The 18,416-nt window shown below is 58.0% G+C and carries 13 protein-coding genes and 1 pseudogene; 11 read left to right on the top strand and 3 right to left on the bottom strand.

Annotated elements, in window-relative coordinates; all coding sequences use genetic code 11:
• Nucleotides 1–19: 19 nt before the first annotated feature.
• From dgcB to OYW20_RS24130, 4 genes and pseudogenes are all read left to right on the top strand, one after another.
• Nucleotides 20–1,966 (top strand): dimethylglycine demethylation protein DgcB, encoded by a 1,947-nt coding sequence (gene dgcB, locus OYW20_RS24145; protein WP_268798373.1) that lies wholly within the window; start codon nt 20–22, stop codon nt 1,964–1,966.
• Entirely contained in the window at nt 1,966–3,186 is a 1,221-nt protein-coding gene (etfA, locus tag OYW20_RS24140; RefSeq protein WP_268798372.1) for an electron transfer flavoprotein subunit alpha, read from the top strand. The genes dgcB and etfA overlap by 1 nt, the downstream gene beginning before the upstream one ends.
• Entirely contained in the window at nt 3,161–3,979 is an 819-nt protein-coding gene (gene etfB, locus OYW20_RS24135) for an electron transfer flavoprotein subunit beta (RefSeq protein WP_408005438.1), read from the top strand. Before etfA ends, etfB begins: the two co-directional genes overlap by 26 nt.
• 1,148 nt (nt 3,980–5,127) lie before the next feature.
• A pseudogene (locus OYW20_RS24130) lies at nt 5,128–5,578 on the top strand (electron transfer flavoprotein subunit beta); the annotation flags it as partial.
• 900 nt (nt 5,579–6,478) lie between these two features.
• Here OYW20_RS24130 and gbcA read toward each other — a convergent pair.
• Nucleotides 6,479–7,777 carry a glycine-betaine demethylase subunit GbcA gene (gene gbcA / locus OYW20_RS24125; RefSeq protein WP_268798371.1) on the bottom strand — a complete coding sequence of 433 codons (1,299 nt, stop codon included), beginning with the start codon at nt 7,775–7,777 and terminating at the stop codon, nt 6,479–6,481.
• Nucleotides 7,778–8,107: 330 nt separating this feature from the next.
• Between gbcA and gbcB the strand changes: the two genes are divergently transcribed.
• Nucleotides 8,108–9,208, top strand: coding sequence for a glycine-betaine demethylase subunit GbcB (gene gbcB / locus OYW20_RS24120; protein WP_268798370.1), 1,101 nt, complete (start codon nt 8,108–8,110; stop codon nt 9,206–9,208).
• A gap of 143 nt (nt 9,209–9,351) precedes the next feature.
• Here gbcB and OYW20_RS24115 read toward each other — a convergent pair whose 3' ends face one another.
• Nucleotides 9,352–10,977, bottom strand: a complete 1,626-nt coding sequence (locus OYW20_RS24115) for a methyl-accepting chemotaxis protein (RefSeq protein ID WP_268798369.1) — start codon at nt 10,975–10,977, stop codon at nt 9,352–9,354.
• Between the two features lie 365 nt (nt 10,978–11,342).
• Between OYW20_RS24115 and OYW20_RS24110 the strand changes: the two genes are divergently transcribed.
• Nucleotides 11,343–11,576 carry a hypothetical protein gene (locus OYW20_RS24110; RefSeq protein ID WP_268798368.1) on the top strand — a complete coding sequence of 78 codons (234 nt, stop codon included), beginning with the start codon at nt 11,343–11,345 and terminating at the stop codon, nt 11,574–11,576.
• Nucleotides 11,573–11,875, top strand: coding sequence for a cell division protein ZapA (locus OYW20_RS24105; protein ID WP_268798367.1), 303 nt, complete (start codon nt 11,573–11,575; stop codon nt 11,873–11,875). The genes OYW20_RS24110 and OYW20_RS24105 overlap by 4 nt, the downstream gene beginning before the upstream one ends.
• 182 nt (nt 11,876–12,057) lie before the next feature.
• On the opposite strand, the gene OYW20_RS24100 is transcribed toward OYW20_RS24105, so the two are convergent.
• Nucleotides 12,058–13,098, bottom strand: a complete 1,041-nt coding sequence (locus OYW20_RS24100) for a threonine aldolase family protein (protein WP_268798366.1) — start codon at nt 13,096–13,098, stop codon at nt 12,058–12,060.
• Between the two features lie 114 nt (nt 13,099–13,212).
• On the opposite strand from OYW20_RS24100, the gene OYW20_RS24095 reads away from it, so the two are divergent.
• The 4 genes from OYW20_RS24095 to OYW20_RS24080 all read left to right on the top strand — a co-directional run bounded on the left by OYW20_RS24095 (nt 13,213) and on the right by OYW20_RS24080 (nt 18,397).
• Entirely contained in the window at nt 13,213–13,974 is a 762-nt protein-coding gene (locus OYW20_RS24095; protein WP_268798365.1) for a TraX family protein, read from the top strand.
• Between the two features lie 225 nt (nt 13,975–14,199).
• Nucleotides 14,200–15,417, top strand: coding sequence for an alanine transaminase (gene alaC, locus OYW20_RS24090; protein WP_268798363.1), 1,218 nt, complete (start codon nt 14,200–14,202; stop codon nt 15,415–15,417).
• Nucleotides 15,418–15,877: 460 nt separating this feature from the next.
• On the top strand, nt 15,878–17,131 hold the full coding sequence (gene glyA / locus OYW20_RS24085) for a serine hydroxymethyltransferase (protein ID WP_268798362.1): 1,254 nt from the start codon (nt 15,878–15,880) through the stop codon (nt 17,129–17,131).
• Nucleotides 17,132–17,146: 15 nt separating this feature from the next.
• Nucleotides 17,147–18,397, top strand: coding sequence for a sarcosine oxidase subunit beta family protein (locus OYW20_RS24080; protein WP_268798361.1), 1,251 nt, complete (start codon nt 17,147–17,149; stop codon nt 18,395–18,397).
• Nucleotides 18,398–18,416: the final 19 nt, after the last annotated feature.

Here is an 18,416-nt window from a genome sequence, read left to right as displayed (position 1 = left end):
GCAGCTTGAGGGCACCTCAATGTTAAACACCCTTCTTCCCATCTTGTTGTTCGCAGCCCTGGCGCTGGCTGTGTTGGGTGCTGCGCGGCGGGTGATGCTGTGGCGCAACGGTCGTGCATCCAAGGTCGATCTGCTCGGCGGCCTGCTGGCGATGCCCAAGCGCTATATGGTCGATCTGCACCATGTCGTGGCGCGGGATAAGTACATCGCCAACACGCACGTCGCCACAGCAGGCGGCGCCGTGGCGTCCATCGTACTGGCGATTCTGGTCCACGGCTTTGGGCTGCACAGCCGCATCCTCGGTTTCGCGCTGTTGATTGCGTCAGCGGCGATGTTCGTGGGCGCTATCTTCATGTTCTTGCGTCGTCTTGATCCACCGGCTCGCCTGTCAAAAGGCCCGTGGATGCGTCTGCCGAAAAGCCTGCTGGCGTTTTCTGCGAGCTTCTTTCTGCTGACGTTGCCAGTCGCGGGCATTCTCCCGGCTGACTTCGGTGGCTGGGTGCTGGCTGTCATCCTGGGGATTGGCGTGTTGTGGGGCGTTTCGGAATTGTTCCTCGGCATGACCTGGGGCGGTCCGATGAAGCACGCCTTCGCTGGCGCGTTACACCTGGCCTGGCACCGCCGCGCCGAACGCTTTGGTGGCGGTCGCTCAACCGGTTTGAAACCGCTGGACCTGTCTGACCCGACAGCGCCGTTGGGCGTGGAAAAACCCAAGGATTTTACCTGGAACCAACTGCTCGGCTTCGACGCCTGCGTGCAATGCGGCAAGTGCGAAGCGGCTTGCCCTGCCTACGCCGCAGGCCAGCCGCTGAACCCGAAAAAGCTGATTCAGGACATGGTTGTAGGCCTTGCTGGTGGCACCGATGCGAAGTTCGCAGGTAGCCCTTATCCCGGCAAAGCAATAGGCGAACACGGCGGCAATCCCCATCAACCCATCGTCAACGGTCTGGTAGATGCCGAAACGCTATGGTCCTGCACCACCTGCCGCGCGTGCGTGGAAGAATGCCCGATGATGATCGAACACGTGGACGCCATCGTCGACATGCGCCGTCACCTCACGCTGGAAAAGGGCGCGACGCCAAACAAGGGCGCCGAAGTTCTGGAAAACCTCATCGCCACCGACAACCCGGGCGGTTTTGCGCCGGGCGGCCGGATGAACTGGGCAGCGGATTTGAACCTCAATCTGCTGAGCGACAAGAAAGCGGTCGACGTGCTGTTCTGGGTCGGTGATGGCGCGTTCGACATGCGCAACCAACGTACTCTTCGCGCATTCGTCAAAGTACTGAAAGCGGCCAAGGTCGACTTCGCAGTACTCGGCCTGGAAGAGCGTGACAGCGGTGATGTGGCGCGTCGTCTGGGTGATGAAGCGACTTTTCAGATGCTTGCCAAACGCAACATTCAGACGCTTGCCAAGTACAGCTTCAAGCGCATCGTTACCTGCGATCCGCACAGCTTTCATGTGCTGAAAAACGAATACGGCGCGTTCGATGGCAACTACCTGGTGCAGCATCACAGCACGTACATGGCGGAGCTGATTGGTGACAAGGCCCTGAACCTCGGCCAGCACAAAGGCACCCGCGTGACGTACCACGATCCGTGCTACCTGGGCCGTTATAACGGCGAATACGAAGCGCCGCGTGAAGTGCTGCGTGCGCTGGGTATCGAGGTCAAGGAAATGGTCCGGTCGGGTTTCCGCTCTCGCTGTTGCGGAGGCGGAGGCGGTGCGCCGATTACCGACATTCCCGGCAAGCAGCGTATTCCTGACATGCGCATGGAAGACATCCGTGAAACCGGCGCCGAACTGGTGGCGGTGGGTTGTCCACAGTGCACGGCAATGCTTGAGGGTGTAGTCGAGCCCCGCCCGTTGATCAAGGACATCGCGGAACTGGTCGCCGATGCCTTGATAGAAGACGCGCAGCCCGCCAAACCAGCGCCGATCAAACGTGAACCAGCGGAGGCCCACTGATGAGCGACATTATCCGCCGTGACCCCCGCGCTGAATGGATTGCCCGCAACCGCCTGCATCCGCTGCACGCCGCCATGCAGCCCGAGCAAGCCAGCTGGATGGGGCCCAACGGCCTGATGCGCAAAAACGTTCACGGCGCAGGTTTCATCGGGCCAAACGGCATCAAGCGGATCGACCGCACTGGCGCGCAACAAGGCGGGGCGGTCAAACGCTCCGCTGCTGTCGAAGTGCAATTGCCACTGCACAAAGTTGCCGAACCAGCGTTTTACATCGCTGTGGTGCCAGACATGGTCGGTGGCCGCTTGAGCAGTCACGACCGAGATTTACTGGGCCTCGCCCACAGCATGGCTGGCCGCGACGGCGCAGTGTTGGCCATCGTGTTTGGCGAGCATAAAGAGAGCGCTTTCGAGACCGCAGGCGTTGATCGCTTGTTGGTGCTGGAAGGTGATGAGTTCAACGGCTATTCGCCTGAACAGCGCGTACAGGGTTTGCGGGCTGTGGATAACCAGCTTGTGCCACGTCACTGGCTGCTGCCGGACAGTCGCAGTGGCGGTGGTGAGTTGGGTCGTCGTTTTGCGGCAAGCATCGGTGAGCGGCCCGCTACCCGCGTCTGGCAGATCAAGGATGAGATCGCCACGGGCCGAGCTGGCGCCGGTCGCGAAGACCTGGCCCGGCCGGTTTCACGACTCATTCTCGCCGCTGCCGAGTGCGCGGAGCCCGTCAGTGAAACCCGTCATGAAGCACTGGCCGTTGAGTTATCCACAACCGTGGCGCGCAGCTTGCCCCGTATCGAGGATTTGGGCGCGGTTGCGGTCGATCCTGCACTTATCCCCATGGCTGAAGCGGAGTTCATCTTTTCCGGCGGCAATGGGGTGAAGGACTGGGATTTGTTCCATCGCACCGCCCAGGCATTGGGCGCCACTGAAGGCGCGTCTCGCGTGGCGGTCGATGATGGCTTCATGGCACGGGATCGCCAGGTGGGCGCGTCCGGAACGTGGGTCACGGCCAGGGTTTATGTGGCCGTGGGGATCTCTGGCGCGATTCAGCACCTGCAAGGCATTGGCGCGTGCGACAAGGTCGTGGCGATCAATCTCGATCCTGGTTGCGACATGATCAAACGGGCAGATCTCTCTGTGATTGGCGAAAGCGCCGACATCCTCGACGCGCTGATTGAAGCTGTAGAGGAATACCGGAATGGGGCAAAACGTGATGCAGCGTGATCAGAAGTTACCTGTGGATAACAGCGCATTGCATGTCATCAGTCTCGTATCCATTGGTGCACACCCGACTTCAGGTCGGCCACGTCGAGCCGAGCAAGACGCCAGAGCCGTAGAGCTTGGCCTCCAGTTGGCTGGGGATAACTTGCATGTGCTGCATGCCGGCGACGCAAATGAGCCAGCGTTGCGTGCTTATCTCGGGATGGGCCTGGGCGAGTTGCATGTGCTGGAGCAACCACATGGCGCTGATGCGCTGCCCGGATTGACCGACTACATTCGTGAATCCGGTGTGCAGATGGTGCTTGCGGGCAGTCAGGCGGAAACCGGTGAAGGGTCCGGCATGTTGCCGTACCTGCTTGCCGAAAAGCTGGGCTGGCCGTTAGTGGTCGGATTGGCTGAGGTCGAATCGGTCAGCAACGGCAGTGCGCAAGTGCTACAGGCGTTGCCACGTGGTCAGCGTCGTCGCCTCAAAGTTCGTCTGCCGTTCCTGGCGACTGTGGATAACGCAGCCCCCACACCCCGTCAAAGCGCCTACGGCCCCGCGCAACGCGGCACACTGAATGTTGAAGACGTGGAGGTTGTCACTGACGAGTTATTCACAGACAACCCGTTGCAACCGGCAAAGCCTCGCCCTAAACGCCTTAAAGTGATTAAAGCCAAAAGCGGCGCTGATCGAATGAAGGCCGCTACGGCGAAAGCCAGCGGGGGAGGCGGGCAGGTGCTGAAGGGTGTGAGTGCTCAGGAAGGGGCAGCGGCGATTCTTAAGTTGCTAGTTGAAGAAGGGGTTGTTAAGTAGCTTGTTTTAAAATGTCGAAAATTTTAAGAAGCGCGGTGATCACCCCGCGCCGTTTGCAGTTACGACAACATCAGAAGCCCTCACCGACAGAGAGGAAGGTTATGTCTGATCACACTGTTCGCTGTAATTATGGAAAATATAAACAGCAATAAAAAAAATAGTCTCTGGTTCTCAGTGTTCATAGATTTATTTCTTCTCAGTTTTAAAATTATGGGTGATGTGAGAAGTAGGCCCATGACAGCGATGACTACAAATAGAATTCCATCATTACATAATAGCTTCATGTCTTACCGCTTACCTATTTTTGACAGACAGCCTCCGTATATATGAAGGCTGCCCGGTACTCATGGTGGCTGAGTTAAGTTAGTACCCTTTACCGCAGTAATTCAAACCCGCAGGATCCGAGGGACTATTTTGGCTATTAAATATCCTCTCGATTCCCCCGCCAATTAATCCGGCATGAAAGCCAATCTCAGCCCCGGCTGCAATCGCAGGGAAGGTAGCAGGGCCTCCGAAGAAAACAGCTGCACCGCCAGCGGCTGTAGCTCCAGCAAGACCTGCGTCACTTCCCTGGCCGGAACTTATTGCATATTCTGAGTAGCCCACTGCGGCTACAGATCCACCAGAGATTATCTTAAGTTCGCAAACTGTAATTTCTCGCGTGTTAATGTTCTCCGATTATTTTGACTCTTTGGTTAGTAAGATTCTTTTTATTAGTCTCATATCTGGATTTTCTAAAAATTCTGATAGGGTTTTTTGATTTGTATAAAAAAATATTCGATTGCCAATATTCCCAACATGCATGCAATCAGTCCAATTACCCAACTTTCCCAGCTATGATTTTCTGTCCTCATGAAATTTGAAGTTACAGCTGCTATGTAGATTGCATGAAAAACTACCCGGTGGGCTACGTTCATTTTTAACCCTCTGCTATGGATATTACATTTGGCGTAAACGCCGTTCCGAAAGCGAATAATGATTACTCCTCACGCTGTGCACAATCCGGCATATGTAGGGCATTCAAAAGAATAGATGTCGCGCGTAAGCCGCATACTAGAGCGATCTCTGACTAACTCAGAAGAAGTGGCAATAATTGGATACATAGTTTGACGTTTGTTTTTTTGTTTGTTAATGCAGGTGTAGCGACGGGGTGGCCTAACTACGACGTTCTATTGATACTCCAAACAACCGCCGTCGAATCCATTCACAGCGCCGCGGCACCGGTACTACGAGCACTGCCTCCCCTGTCTTCCCTACCAATGTCGCCGGTTGAAAGTTCGTCTGCCGTTCCTGGCGACTGTGGATAACGCAGCCCCCACACCCCGTCAAAGCGCCTACGGCCCCGCGCAACGCGGCACACTGAATGTTGAAGACGTAGAGGTTGTCACTGACGAGTTATTCACAGATAACCCGCTGCAACCGGCAAAGCCCCGCCCTAAACGCCTTAAAGTGATCAAAGCCAAAAGCGGCGCTGATCGGATGAAGGCCGCTACGGCGAGAGCCAGCGGGGGAGGCGGGCAGCTGTTGAAGGGTGTGAGCGCTCAGGAAGGGGCGGCCGCGATTCTCAAACTGTTGGTTGAGGAGGGAGTGGTTCGGTAGATCTGACTCTTCAAAGCAAGGGCGCCTAAACGGCGCCTTTTTTATCATCTTGCATTGAGCACCAATTCTGTAGGAGCTGACGAGCAACGCGAGGCTGCGATGCGGTGTGCCAGGCAAGTTGTATCGCAGCCTTCAGCAGCGCCTACAGGGCCGCGATGTTCTCCTCGAATCGGGATTACCCACAATCGCTGTTGACCCACCTGTGGATAACCTGTTCGGTGATCGCTTGAGGGCCCGGGTTATGGGGCTTGTAGCCGGCTGTATGTTTTTTAACCAAGCTATCTAGCGGTTTTTAAAGGCTTTTTCTCCACAGCTGTGCGTTCAGGCGTACGGTAATTGCCCACAATCTCTGTTAGCGCTTATGTGGATAAGTTGTTCGTGATCAGCTGTAGGCCACGGATTATCAGGCTCTCATGTGTTTGATTAAAAAATGATCAATTTATGATTTGGTAAGGTTTGATGTTCGGCTAGACCCATATGCGCGGCGTCTGTACGAGTTCTCCACAGCGAAATTCAATTTATCCCGACTTGCACACAATCTCTGTTGGCGCTTCTGTGGATAAGGTGTTCGCTCTCGTCTGTAAGCCTCAATCCACGTGGCTTTCAGGGGTCTGGTTAATAAACGTACAGCTCGCTCTGAGAATTGGGTTTCTCAATAAGTCACGGTTTTTTATGATGTTTCGCACATTGGCGCGCTGGCTTCCCCACAATTGCTGTGGGCTGCGCTGTGGATAAGTTGTTTGTGGATGGTCAGAAGGTGCAGTGGGGTTGGATTAGCGGGGTTTGATCAGATTCTGATCACAAATGCAGATTTAAGGCATAAAAGCATCGCGGGCAAGCGTGCTCCTACACTGTAAGAGCGCGCATGCCCGCGAAGAGGTTGCCCAGACGATAGAAAACTTACTCGTGATTAACCGCAACGCCCTTCAAGTAAGGCGCCGGCTCGGCGCCCATGTTTTCCAGCAGGCGCGCGCTGTACCAGTCGATGAAGTTGACCACGCCGAACTCATACGTCTTCGAGTAGGGACCGGGCTGGTAGGCGATGGAATTGATCCCGCGCTGGTTCTCCTCCGCCAGGCGACGGTCCTGGTCGTTGGTGGCGTCCCAGACTTCCCGCAGTCGCGCGACGTCGTAGTCCACGCCTTCGACGGCATCCTTGTGTACCAGCCATTTGGTGCTGACCATGGTCTCTTGGGCGCTGATCGGCCAGACGGTGAACACAATCACGTGATCGCCCATGCAGTGGTTCCAGGCATGGGGCAGGTGCAGGATGCGCATTGAGCCCAGGTCCGGGTTCTTGATGCGTCCCATGAGCTTCTTGCTGCCTTGCTTGCCGTCCATCGTCATCGACACCGTGCCCTTGAGCAGCGGCATGCGCACGATACGGTTGCGCAAGCCGAAACTGGCGTGGGCGAACGGGATCTTTTCGGCTTCCCAGGCAGCGGCAGAGGCGGCCACGTGGTCCTTGAACGCCTGATCGGCGCGTGGGTCAGTGACGTCGTCCCACTCAAGCAAGGTGTTCAGCAGCTCTGGGTGCGAACCGTTGCAGTGGTAGCACTCGCGGTTGTTCTCAAGCACCAGCTTCCAGTTGGCTTTCTCCATCAAGGTGGTTTGCACCGCCACCTTGGTGTTCTCCATATCGTACGGTTCCATGTAGTGATTGAGCGTTTGCAGGAACGCATCAATCGCAGGCGGGTTTTCCGAGAGGCTGATGAAGATATAACCGCCCGAGGTTTTGCAGTTCACCGGTTTGAGACCGAACTGCTTCATATCGAAGTCCGCGCCCATCTCGCTGCCTGCGTACAACAAGCGGCCGTCCAGCTCGTACGTCCATTGGTGGTAAGGGCACACCAGTTTGGCGACCTTGCCTTTCTCTTTGGTGCACAGACGCGAGCCACGGTGGCGGCAGACGTTGTGGAAAGCATTGACCGAGCCATCCGTGCCACGCACCACCAGAATCGGGTTCTTGCCAATCTGCAGCGTCAGGAAATTACCTTTGGCCGGGATCTCGCAGGTCATGCCGGCTATCAGCCACTCTTTTTGAAAGATTTCCTGCATGTCGATTTCAAACAGCCGCTCATCGCTGTAGAAAGGCTGCGGCAGCGAGTACGTGCGCTCGCGGTTCTGCAGCATCTCGGCAGTGGCCTTACGTGCAGGTTCCAGCGGATCGCCCAAGCTTAACGTTGCGGTGACGTCCATCTTTCAAGTCCTCATGACCGCATTGAATCGGTCGGCGAATATGGCTGATACGGTTGTGTTTCGTGTTTGGCATGCTTGGCGACGGTGGTTTGTGTCGCTCGGGGTTCGCCGTAAAAAATGCGTAACCATTTAACGGCGAGTGTGGAGCCCGGCGAGGAGCGAACCTTATCTATGGGCGACATGGCCGAATCCGTTTCCGACTACGTAACCCAGGTATTACGGGGCTGGTCGCCATAAGTATGTGAATGTCGCTGGTAGGTAAATAGACGATTGATCCGTTACGCAGAATTCGCACCATAAGAGGCCGACTGTCGGCCGTGGAGATTGAGCATGTCCCAGAGTTTCCTCAGCCCGGTCAACACCCAGACCTGGGCCAATGGCCGCCACCTCGTGCGGGTCGTCAAGGTGATCCAGGAAACCTGGGACGTACGCACGTTTTGCTTCATGGCCGATCAGCCGATTCTGTTCTTTTTCAAGCCCGGGCAGTTCGTGACCCTGGAGCTGGAAATCGAGGGCGTGCCGATCATGCGCTCCTACACCATCTCCAGCGCACCGTCGGTGCCTTACAGCTTCTCGGTCACGATCAAGCGGGTACCGGGCGGCAAGGTCTCCAACTGGCTGCACGACACATTGCATGAAGGGCAGGAGCTGGCCGTGCACGGCCCGGTGGGGCTGTTCAACGCTATCGACTTTCCCAATCCCAAGATTCTCTACCTCAGCGGCGGGGTCGGCATCACGCCGGTCATGTCCATGGCGCGCTGGTTCTACGACACCAACGCCAATGTCGACATGGTTTTCGTGCACAGCGCCCGCTCGCCCAAAGACATCATTTATCACCGCGAACTGGAGCAGATGGCGTCGCGGATCAACAACTTCAGCCTGCACATCGTCTGTGAGAAGCACGGCCTGGGCGAACCGTGGGCTGGTTATCGCGGCTACCTGAATCAAAAAATGCTTGAACTGATGGCCCCGGATTTCATGGACCGTGAAGTCTTCTGCTGCGGCCCGACGCCGTACATGAATGCGGTCAAGCGTCTGCTGGAAGTCAACGGCTTCAACATGGAGCAGTACCACGAGGAATCCTTCGGTGCGACGCCGCCCGAAGCGCGCGCCGATGCGGTCGAGCACGCCGAGCAGGCCGCCGACGCGCCAGAAATCGATGTCGCTGATTTGCACCAGGTGGAATTCACCGACACTGGCAAGAGCATTCGCGTGGCGCCAGGCGAAACCGTGCACGCCGCAGCCGCCAAGCTCGGCCTGATGATCCCCAAGGCCTGTGGCATGGGGATCTGTGGCACATGCAAGGTGATGAAGCTGAGTGGGGAGGTGGAGATGGAGCACAACGGCGGCATCACCGATGACGATGTAGAAGAGGGTTACATCCTGTCTTGCTGCAGCGTGCCAAAGGGCGACGTGCGCATCGAGTATTGAGCACCCGGTCCTGTAGAGCCAACTTGTTGGCGAGGCGTCTTCCCGGTTGAGTCAGGGTCGACGCCACGCGAATGAATTCGCGCCTACAGAGTGAGCGCGTGTCGCGGGTAAAAATACGGTTATCGGTTTCAGCCAGAACTGGCTTACAACCGGAACCGCGAAACCATCCCGTTCAAATCCACCGCCAGACGCGACAGCTCATTGCTGGCAGCTGTGGTCTGGTGGGCGCCAGTGGCCGACTGGGTCGAAAGATCGCGGATGTTCACCAGATTGCGATCCACCTCCCGTGCCACTTGAGCCTGCTCCTCAGCGGCGCTTGCGATCACCAGATTGCGCTCGTTGATCTCAACCACCGCGGTGTTAATGGTGTCCAGCGCCAGGCCTGCGCCCTTGGCGATGCTCAGCGTCGACTCAGCGCGCTCGGTGCTGCTGCGCATTGAGTTCACGGCCTGTTCGGTGCCGCCCTGAATGCTGCCGATCATGCGCTCGATCTCGCTGGTCGATTGCTGAGTGCGGTGCGCCAGCGCCCTTACTTCATCGGCCACCACCGCAAACCCACGACCGGCTTCGCCCGCACGGGCTGCTTCAATGGCCGCGTTCAGCGCCAGCAGGTTGGTCTGATCCGCCAAGCCACGAATCACGTCCAGCACCTTGCCGATATCACGGGACTCGTTCGCCAGATTGCCGATCAACTGCGCAGTGCTTTGCACGTCGCCGCTCATGCGTTCGATGGCGCTGACGGTTTCCTGTACCAGGTCACGGCCGTCGCTGGCCGATGAGGTCGCGCTTTTCGACGCTTGCGAGGTGCTCACGGCGTTACGCGCAACTTCTTCCACGGCGCTGGTCATCTGGTTGACGGCGGTTGCGGCCTGTTCGATCTCGTTGCTCTGTTGCGACATGCCACGGGCGTTTTCGTCAGTGACTGCGTTCAGCTCTTCGGCAGCCGATGCCAGCTGGGTGGCCGAACCTGAAATACGCTGCAGGGTGTCACGCAGCTTGGACTGCATTTTGTGCATGGCGCCCAGTAGACGGCCTGCCTCGTCGGTGCCATCGACCTTGATCGTGCGGGTAAGGTCGCCTTCGGAAATTTCCTCGGCGGCGTGCAGCGCAGCAGCGATAGGACGGGTAATGCTGTTGGTTAGCAGCCAGGCAAACAGCACAGTCAGGATGCTGGCAATGATCAGCAACCCGACGACCATCGTGAAGGCGCTGGAATACTGATCCTTGGCGTCCTTGTTGGCGTCGTACAGTTGCTTGGTGTTTATGTCGATCAGCTTGGCCAGCACGACGTTCATCGCGTCCGAGTTGCTCAACAGGTCGTTGTTCAGCATGTTGCGCAGGTCATCGAGATTGCCCGCACGCGTAAGCGAAATCATCCGCGACTCAAGCTGGCGGTATTGCTCAAGCAACTGCTTGTACTGGCTGTAATAGGTTTGCTGCTCAGGGCTTGAGATCAGTTTTTCGTAGTCCGCCTGGGCTTCGTTGAGCTGTTTATTGCGCGACGCGAACAGCTCGATGGTTTTCTGCTGAATATCCGGCTCGCGGTTGACCAGCAAACGGTAGGACAGCACACGCATACGGATGCTAGTCTCCGTCAGTTTGTCGAGGCTCTTGATGCCGGGCACGGCGTCATTGGTGATGACTTCGCTGGCGTCATTGATCTTGCCCATTTGCAGCAGCGCGAAAATGCCCAGAATCAGCATCAGCCCCCCAATCACGGAAAAGCCAAGGAACGCCCGGGGGGCGATATTCATATTACGTAGGGACATGTCGATTCCTGAAAGGAGAAGCGCGCGTTGCGTGCGACGGGACAACTGAGAAGCGAGGATTACCCTCGTTATCGGTCGCGGTGCCTAACACTTGAGCCAATGACTGCCCTGATCAGTGGGCTGCGCGCCTTTGCCGCAGGACTGAAATGGCGATTATCCTGACGCACGAACGACATCGTTCTGACGAACAGCAGGAACAAGAGGGCGAAATCGCAGTCAACAGGGCCCTTACGCGTATTCGTCAGTGAAGGATCGAACAACGCTGGCCGGGCAAGATAATCGTGATTCAGGTCCTGATGCTTGTGGTGTGTGCAGCGTGTTTTCTTTATCGTACGCGCCCGTTGAAATTAGCTTGAGAAATCAAAATGTTGGAAGCATCCCTTAGCCAGTTGGAACAGCTTGTCAGTGACTTGGTACAGCAGAACCAGGACCTGCAAAACACGAACGCACAGCTCGCCACCGAGTTGGCACAAGCCAAGGATGACAACGACAGCCTGCAGTTGAGTTTGATGGAGCAGGAAGACAAGCACGGCGCCACCGCCGCGCGTATTCAGGCGCTGGTTGATCGCGCGACCCGCAGCAGCGCCGTGAGCGCATGATCATCAGCAAGGAAGGGGTGAACGTCGTGTCCATTCTGGGCAACGACTACTCGATCAAGGCCCCGGAAGGTCAAGAGCAGGCGCTGGCTGATGCAGTGATTATGCTCAAGTCGGCACTGGCCGAAACCAAGCGCAACTACCCGACATTGATTGGCGACCGTTTACTGGTGCTGGCGGCGCTGAATCTTTGCTCAAAACAGGTCGAGCTCAAGCAGCGGCACGCTGAAGAACTCGAGCGCTGCCAGCAACAGGTAAGCGCGACGGTTGAAGTGATTTCCAAGGCCATCGGGCAGGTTTGAATCGGTGACTTGGCTCTGACCCGGAATCCACTGGATAACTGGAATTCCTCACATTGCTCGTGGGTGGGAGCTTGCTCGCGATTAGTTTGTTCAGACAATAATGTGCTGACTGATGCACCCATATCGCTAGCAAGCCCCTCCCACCCAGATGCGATCCGTCAGCAGATGTCCGGGATATCCGGTTAGGCGCTCATCACTGAGCGTATATCGGCGGCTAGCTCTCGCACGCGCGCTTCTTCGGTGTCCCACGAGCACATGAAGCGTGCGCCACCGTTGCCGATGAAGGTGTAAAACCTCCAGCCCCTGGCGGTCAACGCAGCAATCGACGCTTCCGACAACTGCAGGAAGACGCCGTTGGCCTGCACCGGGAACATCAGTTCCACGCCGGGAATGTCTTTCACCAGATCAGCCAGCAGTTGCGCGCAGCTGTTGGCGTGGCGGGCATGTTTGAGCCAGGCGTTGTTTTCCAGCAAGCCAACCCACGGTGCAGACAGGAAGCGCATCTTCGACGCCAGTTGCCCTGCCTGTTTGCAGCGGTAGTCAAAGTCTTCCGCCAGCTTGTGGTTGAAGAACAGGATGGCTTCACCCACCGCCATGCCGTTTTTAGTCCCGCCAAAACACAGCACATCGACACCGGATTTCCAGGTCAACTCAGCAGGTGAGCACTCCAGATACGCGCAGGCGTTGGCAAAGCGCGCGCCGTCCATGTGCAGGTTCAGACCCAGTTCTTTGCACGTCGCGCTGATGGCTTTCAACTCGTCGGGCTGGTACACGCTGCCGAGTTCAGTGGCTTGGGTCAGCGTCACGACGCGCGGTTTGGGGTAGTGGATATCGGCGCGTTTGAGCGCCACTTCGCGAATCGATTCCGGCGTCAGCTTGCCGTTATCGCTGCGGGCAGTCAGCAGTTTGGAGCCGTTGGAGAAGAATTCTGGCGCGCCGCATTCGTCGGTTTCAACGTGGGCGGTTTCCGAGCAGATGACGCTGTGAAAACTCTGGCACAGTGATGAGAGGGCCAAGGAATTGGCCGCTGTGCCGTTGAAGGCAAAAAACACTTCGCAGTCGGTTTCGAACAATTGACGGAATTGATCTGCAGCGCGGGCGGTCCATTGATCGTCGCCGTAGGCACGCTGATGGCCTTGGTTGGCTTGCTCCATCGCCGTCCAGGCTTCGGGGCAGATGCCCGAATAGTTGTCGCTGGCAAACTGCTGGCTTTGGTCTGTCATGGCCGGTTCCCTGTAATCGAATAGGCTGCGACTTTACCCAACAACAGGGCTGTCGGTCATGCGCTGTTATCAGGCCTTGCGGTTACATCATCAAAGAGTGGTTGACGGAGCGGCATGACGGATTCGAATTTACCGATGGCCGGGGCTCGGGACAAAGCACTGGACCTGCTCAAGTGGCTGGCGATGCTGAGCATGGTCATGGACCACTTGCGCTACGTCGGCTGGTACGCAGACTGGCTGTATGTGCCGGGTCGCGTTGCGTTTCCCTGGTTTTGCCTGGCGATAGCGGTGAACCTGGCGCGCAGCCGCACGAATGCCATTCAGCCTCGCGTGCAGTGGAAGTATCTGACGTGGCTTGTGGTGTTCGCCGTTGTAGCGGAAGTGCCTTATCGACTGTTCATGACGGACGAGGCCTACACCTTAAACGTGCTGCCGACACTTGCGCTCGGCCTGTTAGTGGCCCAGGGCTGGGTGGGACGCTCGTTCCCCGTGAGGATGACCGGCGGCTTCGCGTTGCTGGCAGGCGTGCTGTTCAGCGAGCATTTGATGTTCGGGTTTTTTGGCGTGTTGCTACCGCTGGCGTTTTTGCTGGTCTTGCAGCGTTCAATCTGGCTGGCCATTGTCCCAGGCGCTGTTTGTCTGTTCAGCAATGCCTGGCGGCAGATTCTGGACGGAGCACAATGGGGAGATCCGGTTTCGGTTGGCGCGCTGATCGCCTGTCTGCTGGCGCCCGTGTTGGGCATGCTGCTGTTGCGTGCGCAACCCCCGTTCGCGGTCCTGCCCATGCGGCGTTGGGCGTACGCGATCTATCCCGCGCACTTTTTGCTGTTGCTCGGATTGCGCGAGATTCTGGTTGCTCTACCTTTCGACGCTTGATACGCCGGACCCTGTAGCAGCGCGCTTGCCCGCTATTGCGGTGTGACAGCAAGCGTTGCGGCGTCTGGATAAATGCATCGCGGGCAAGCCACGCTCCTACATGTGCTCAGCGCCTCCAAAATTCCCGTAGACAAACCGCCATCACGCCCCTTATCTTCCGCCCAGGCCACCGCAGTGGCCTGCGTCGCTCGGACGGTTCCGGGCGCTTACGTTTCAGAGGCATTCATGGCTGACCAGGCTTCGCCGCGCCGTTTCGCGCGCATCGATCGACTCCCCCCTTACGTCTTCAACATCACCGCCGAGCTAAAGATGGCCGCGCGTCGTCGTGGTGAAGACATCATCGACCTGAGCATGGGCAACCCGGACGGGCCAACCCCGCCGCATATCGTCGAAAAAATGGTCACTGTCGCCCAACGTGAAGACACTCACGGCTACTCGACTTCGCGTGGCATCCCGCGTCTGCGTCGGGCGATCTCCAATTGGTACAAAAAACGCTACGAAGTCGACATCGATCCTGAAACCGAAGCCATCGTCACCATCGGCTCCAAAGAGGGTCTGGCGCACTTGATGCTGGCCACCCTGGATCAGGGCGACACCGTTCTCGTACCGAACCCCAGCTACCCGATTCACATCTACGGCGCAGTGATCGCGGGCGCGCAGGTGCGTTCGGTGCCACTGGTCCCGGGTGTGGACTTTTTCCTGGAGCTTGAAAAGGCCATTCGCGGCTCGATCCCCAAGCCGAAGATGATGATTCTGGGCTTCCCGTCCAACCCGACCGCCCAATGCGTCGAACTGGATTTCTTCGAACGTGTGGTGGCGCTGGCCAAGCAATACGACGTACTGGTGGTTCACGATCTGGCCTACGCCGACATCGTCTACGACGGCTGGAAAGCACCGTCGATCATGCAAGTGCCGGGCGCCAAGGACATTGCGGTCGAATTCTTCACCCTGTCGAAAAGCTACAACATGGCGGGCTGGCGGATTGGCTTCATGGTCGGCAACCCGGAACTGGTCAATGCGCTGGCGCGGATCAAGAGCTATCACGATTACGGCACGTTCACGCCGTTGCAGGTGGCCGCGATTGCTGCGCTGGAAGGCGATCAGCAATGTGTGCTCGACATCGCCGAGCAATATCGCCAGCGCCGTAACGTATTGGTCAAAGGCCTGCACGAACTGGGCTGGATGGTGGAAAACCCGAAAGCGTCGATGTACGTCTGGGCCAAGATTCCCGAGGCTTACGCGGCCATGGGTTCGCTCGAATTCGCCAAGAAGCTGCTGCTGGAAGCCAAAGTCTGCGTGTCACCAGGCGTCGGTTTTGGCGAGTATGGCGACGATCATGTGCGTTTCGCGCTGATCGAGAACCAGGACCGCATTCGTCAGGCCGTGCGAGGCATTCGCGGCATGTTCAGGGCCGATGGGCAGTTGCCTGCAAAATCTGTCTGATTGCGACATCGCCCCACCCAGAATCCCCGGCCTCGACCGGGGATTTTTGTGTCCGTCGCGTGTCTCAATCCCGCTTCTGCCCGGAGTGCGCAGGAGTGCGCCGGGGTGGCGCTCCACCTTGCCGACGATTGGCTGCGAAGCGGTCATAAAATCTGACGACACGGCTCCTCCTGATACACCGTGTTCTATGGGTTTGCTGCCGGTTCCCGGCAGATCGTCGGCAAGCCATATTCCCACGGCCTCCTGCCAGAATCAAAAGCAGACCCCCAAGCGCGATGTGAGAAATCATGGGCGGCAACAGATCATTTATCTCTCCCCGCCAACCCATGTCGTAAACGAACCTTTGCGTGGCGCCCGTAGGCATCTAGTCAGTCAGCGTCGGCCCTACCATCGCTTCCAAGGGGCACGTCACATGTCCTACCGATAAGTCAGGCGCTGCGCCGCCGCTGGGAGAACCGCGATGTTCAGCAAGCAAGACCAAATCCAGGGTTATGACGATGCACTGTTGGCGGCGATGAATGCCGAAGAGCAGCGTCAGGAAGACCACATTGAGCTGATCGCCTCGGAGAACTACACCAGCCAGCGCGTGATGCAAGCCCAAGGCAGCGGCCTGACCAACAAATACGCCGAAGGCTATCCGGGCAAGCGCTATTACGGTGGCTGCGAGCACGTCGATAAAGTCGAGCAACTGGCCATCGACCGCGCCAAGCAACTGTTCGGCGCCGATTACGCCAACGTTCAGCCGCACTCGGGCAGCCAGGCCAACGCTGCCGTTTACCTGGCCCTGCTCAACGCAGGCGACACCGTGCTGGGCATGAGCCTGGCCCACGGCGGTCACTTGACCCACGGCGCCAAAGTCAGCTTCTCGGGCAAGCTCTACAACGCTGTCCAATACGGCATCGACACCGTCACGGGCCTGATCGATTACGACGAGGTCGAGCGGCTGGCCGTTGAGCACAAGCCAAAAATGATCATCGCCGGGTTCTCGGCTTACTCCAAAACCCTGGATTTCCCGCGCTTCCGCGAAATCGCTGACAAGGTTGGCGCCTACTTCTTCGTCGACATGGCCCACGTGGCCGGTCTGGTCGCTGCGGGTCTTTATCCCAACCCGTTGCCGTACGCCGACGTTGTGACCACCACCACGCACAAAACCCTGCGCGGTCCCCGTGGCGGATTGATTCTGGCCAAGGCCAACGAAGCGCTGGAAAAGAAATTCAACTCCGCCGTGTTCCCGGGTGGTCAGGGCGGCCCCTTGATGCACGTCATCGCGGGCAAGGCGGTGTGCTTCAAAGAAGCCATGGAGCCGACGTTCAAGGCTTACCAGCAGCAAGTGATCGATAACGCCCAGGCCATGGCGCAAGTGTTCATCGATCGCGGTTTTGATGTGGTGTCCGGGGGCACCGACAACCACCTGTTCCTCGTCAGCCTGATCCGTCAGGGCCTGACCGGTAAGGACGCCGACGCTGCGTTGGGTCGCGCTCATATCACCGTCAACAAGAACTCGGTGCCGAACGATCCACAATCGCCGTTCGTGACCTCGGGTCTGCGCATCGGCACCCCGGCCGTCACCACACGCGGTTTCAAGGTTACCCAGTGCGTCACGCTGGCCGGCTGGATCTGCGACATTCTCGACAACCTTGGCGATGCCGATGTCGAGGCCAACGTCGCCAGTCAGGTTGCCGCCCTGTGCGCCGATTTCCCGGTTTACCGCTGAGTCAGGAGTAGCACCATGCAGCATTACTCAGGCTTCGGCCTTCTGAAACACTCCCTCAGCCACCACGAAAACTGGCAGCGCATGTGGCGCACACCGACCCCGAAAAAAGTCTACGACGTAGTCATCGTCGGCGGCGGCGGTCACGGTCTGGCGACGGCGTACTACCTGGCCAAAGAACACGGCATCACCAATGTGGCTGTGGTCGAGAAAGGCTGGTTGGGCGGCGGTAACACCGCGCGCAACACCACCATCGTGCGCTCCAACTATTTGTGGGATGAGTCCGCTCACCTGTACGAACACGCGATGAAACTGTGGGAAGGCCTGTCGCAGGATCTGAACTACAACGTCATGTTCTCCCAGCGCGGCGTGTACAACCTGTGCCACACCCTGCAAGACTTGCGTGATTCCGAGCGCCGCGTCAGCGCCAACCGCCTCAACGGCGTGGACGGCGAGCTGCTTAACGGCAAGCAAGTGGCGGACGAAATTCCGTACCTGGACTGCTCGAAAAACACCCGTTACCCGATCATCGGCGCGACCGTACAACGTCGCGGCGGTGTAGCGCGTCACGACGCCGTGGCCTGGGGCTATGCCCGCGCTGCCGATGCGTTGGGCGTGGATTTGATTCAGCAAACCGAAGTCACCGGTTTCCGTAAGGAAAACGGCGTGTGCATCGGCGTTGAAACCAACAAGGGCTTCATCGGCGCCAAGCGTGTCGGCGTGGTCACGGCAGGTAACTCCGGGCACATGGCCAAGCTCGCTGGTTTCCGCCTGCCGATCGAATCCCACCCGCTGCAAGCGCTGGTGTCCGAGCCGATCAAGCCGATTATCGACAGCGTGATCATGTCCAACGCGGTGCACGGCTACATCAGCCAGTCCGACAAGGGCGACCTTGTGATCGGCGCCGGCATCGACAGCTGGTTGGGCTACGGTCAACGCGGCTCGTACCCGGTGATCGAGCACACTATTCAGGCCATCGTCGAGATGTTCCCGGTGCTGTCCCGCGTGCGCATGAACCGTCAGTGGGGCGGCATCGTCGACACCACACCGGACGCTTGCCCGATTATTTCCAAGACGCCTGTGCCGAACATGTTCTTCAACTGCGGTTGGGGCACCGGTGGTTTCAAGGCCACGCCGGGCTCTGGCAACGTGTTTGCGGCGAGTCTGGCGAAGGGCGAAATGCACCCGCTGGCCAAACCGTTCTCCATTGATCGTTTCCACAACGGCGCGTTGATCGACGAACACGGCGCCGCCGCGGTCGCTCACTAAACCACTCACAGGAGAAATC

It is taken from the genome of Pseudomonas sp. BSw22131, from assembly GCF_026810445.1.
In the GTDB taxonomy this organism is placed as follows: Bacteria; Pseudomonadota; Gammaproteobacteria; order Pseudomonadales; family Pseudomonadaceae; genus Aquipseudomonas; species Aquipseudomonas huanghezhanensis.
Note: the sequence above shows the minus strand (reverse complement) of the source record. Positions and strands in the feature narration are given on the sequence as shown.

What these genes read in the sequence shown, in the direction of transcription:
- OYW20_RS24105 (WP_268798367.1), top strand. Translation starts at nt 11,573, where the DNA reads ATGATCATCAGCAAGGAAGGGGTGAACGTCGTGTCCATTCTGGGCAAC.
- OYW20_RS24080 (WP_268798361.1), top strand. Translation starts at nt 17,147, where the DNA reads ATGCAGCATTACTCAGGCTTCGGCCTTCTGAAACACTCCCTCAGCCAC.
- alaC (WP_268798363.1), top strand. Translation starts at nt 14,200, where the DNA reads ATGGCTGACCAGGCTTCGCCGCGCCGTTTCGCGCGCATCGATCGACTC.
- OYW20_RS24115 (WP_268798369.1), bottom strand. Translation starts at nt 10,977, where the DNA reads ATGTCCCTACGTAATATGAATATCGCCCCCCGGGCGTTCCTTGGCTTT.
- OYW20_RS24110 (WP_268798368.1), top strand. Translation starts at nt 11,343, where the DNA reads ATGTTGGAAGCATCCCTTAGCCAGTTGGAACAGCTTGTCAGTGACTTG.
- gbcB (WP_268798370.1), top strand. Translation starts at nt 8,108, where the DNA reads ATGTCCCAGAGTTTCCTCAGCCCGGTCAACACCCAGACCTGGGCCAAT.
- glyA (WP_268798362.1), top strand. Translation starts at nt 15,878, where the DNA reads ATGTTCAGCAAGCAAGACCAAATCCAGGGTTATGACGATGCACTGTTG.
- OYW20_RS24100 (WP_268798366.1), bottom strand. Translation starts at nt 13,098, where the DNA reads ATGACAGACCAAAGCCAGCAGTTTGCCAGCGACAACTATTCGGGCATC.
- dgcB (WP_268798373.1), top strand. Translation starts at nt 20, where the DNA reads ATGTTAAACACCCTTCTTCCCATCTTGTTGTTCGCAGCCCTGGCGCTG.
- OYW20_RS24095 (WP_268798365.1), top strand. Translation starts at nt 13,213, where the DNA reads ATGACGGATTCGAATTTACCGATGGCCGGGGCTCGGGACAAAGCACTG.
- etfA (WP_268798372.1), top strand. Translation starts at nt 1,966, where the DNA reads ATGAGCGACATTATCCGCCGTGACCCCCGCGCTGAATGGATTGCCCGC.
- etfB (WP_408005438.1), top strand. Translation starts at nt 3,161, where the DNA reads ATGGGGCAAAACGTGATGCAGCGTGATCAGAAGTTACCTGTGGATAAC.
- gbcA (WP_268798371.1), bottom strand. Translation starts at nt 7,777, where the DNA reads ATGGACGTCACCGCAACGTTAAGCTTGGGCGATCCGCTGGAACCTGCA.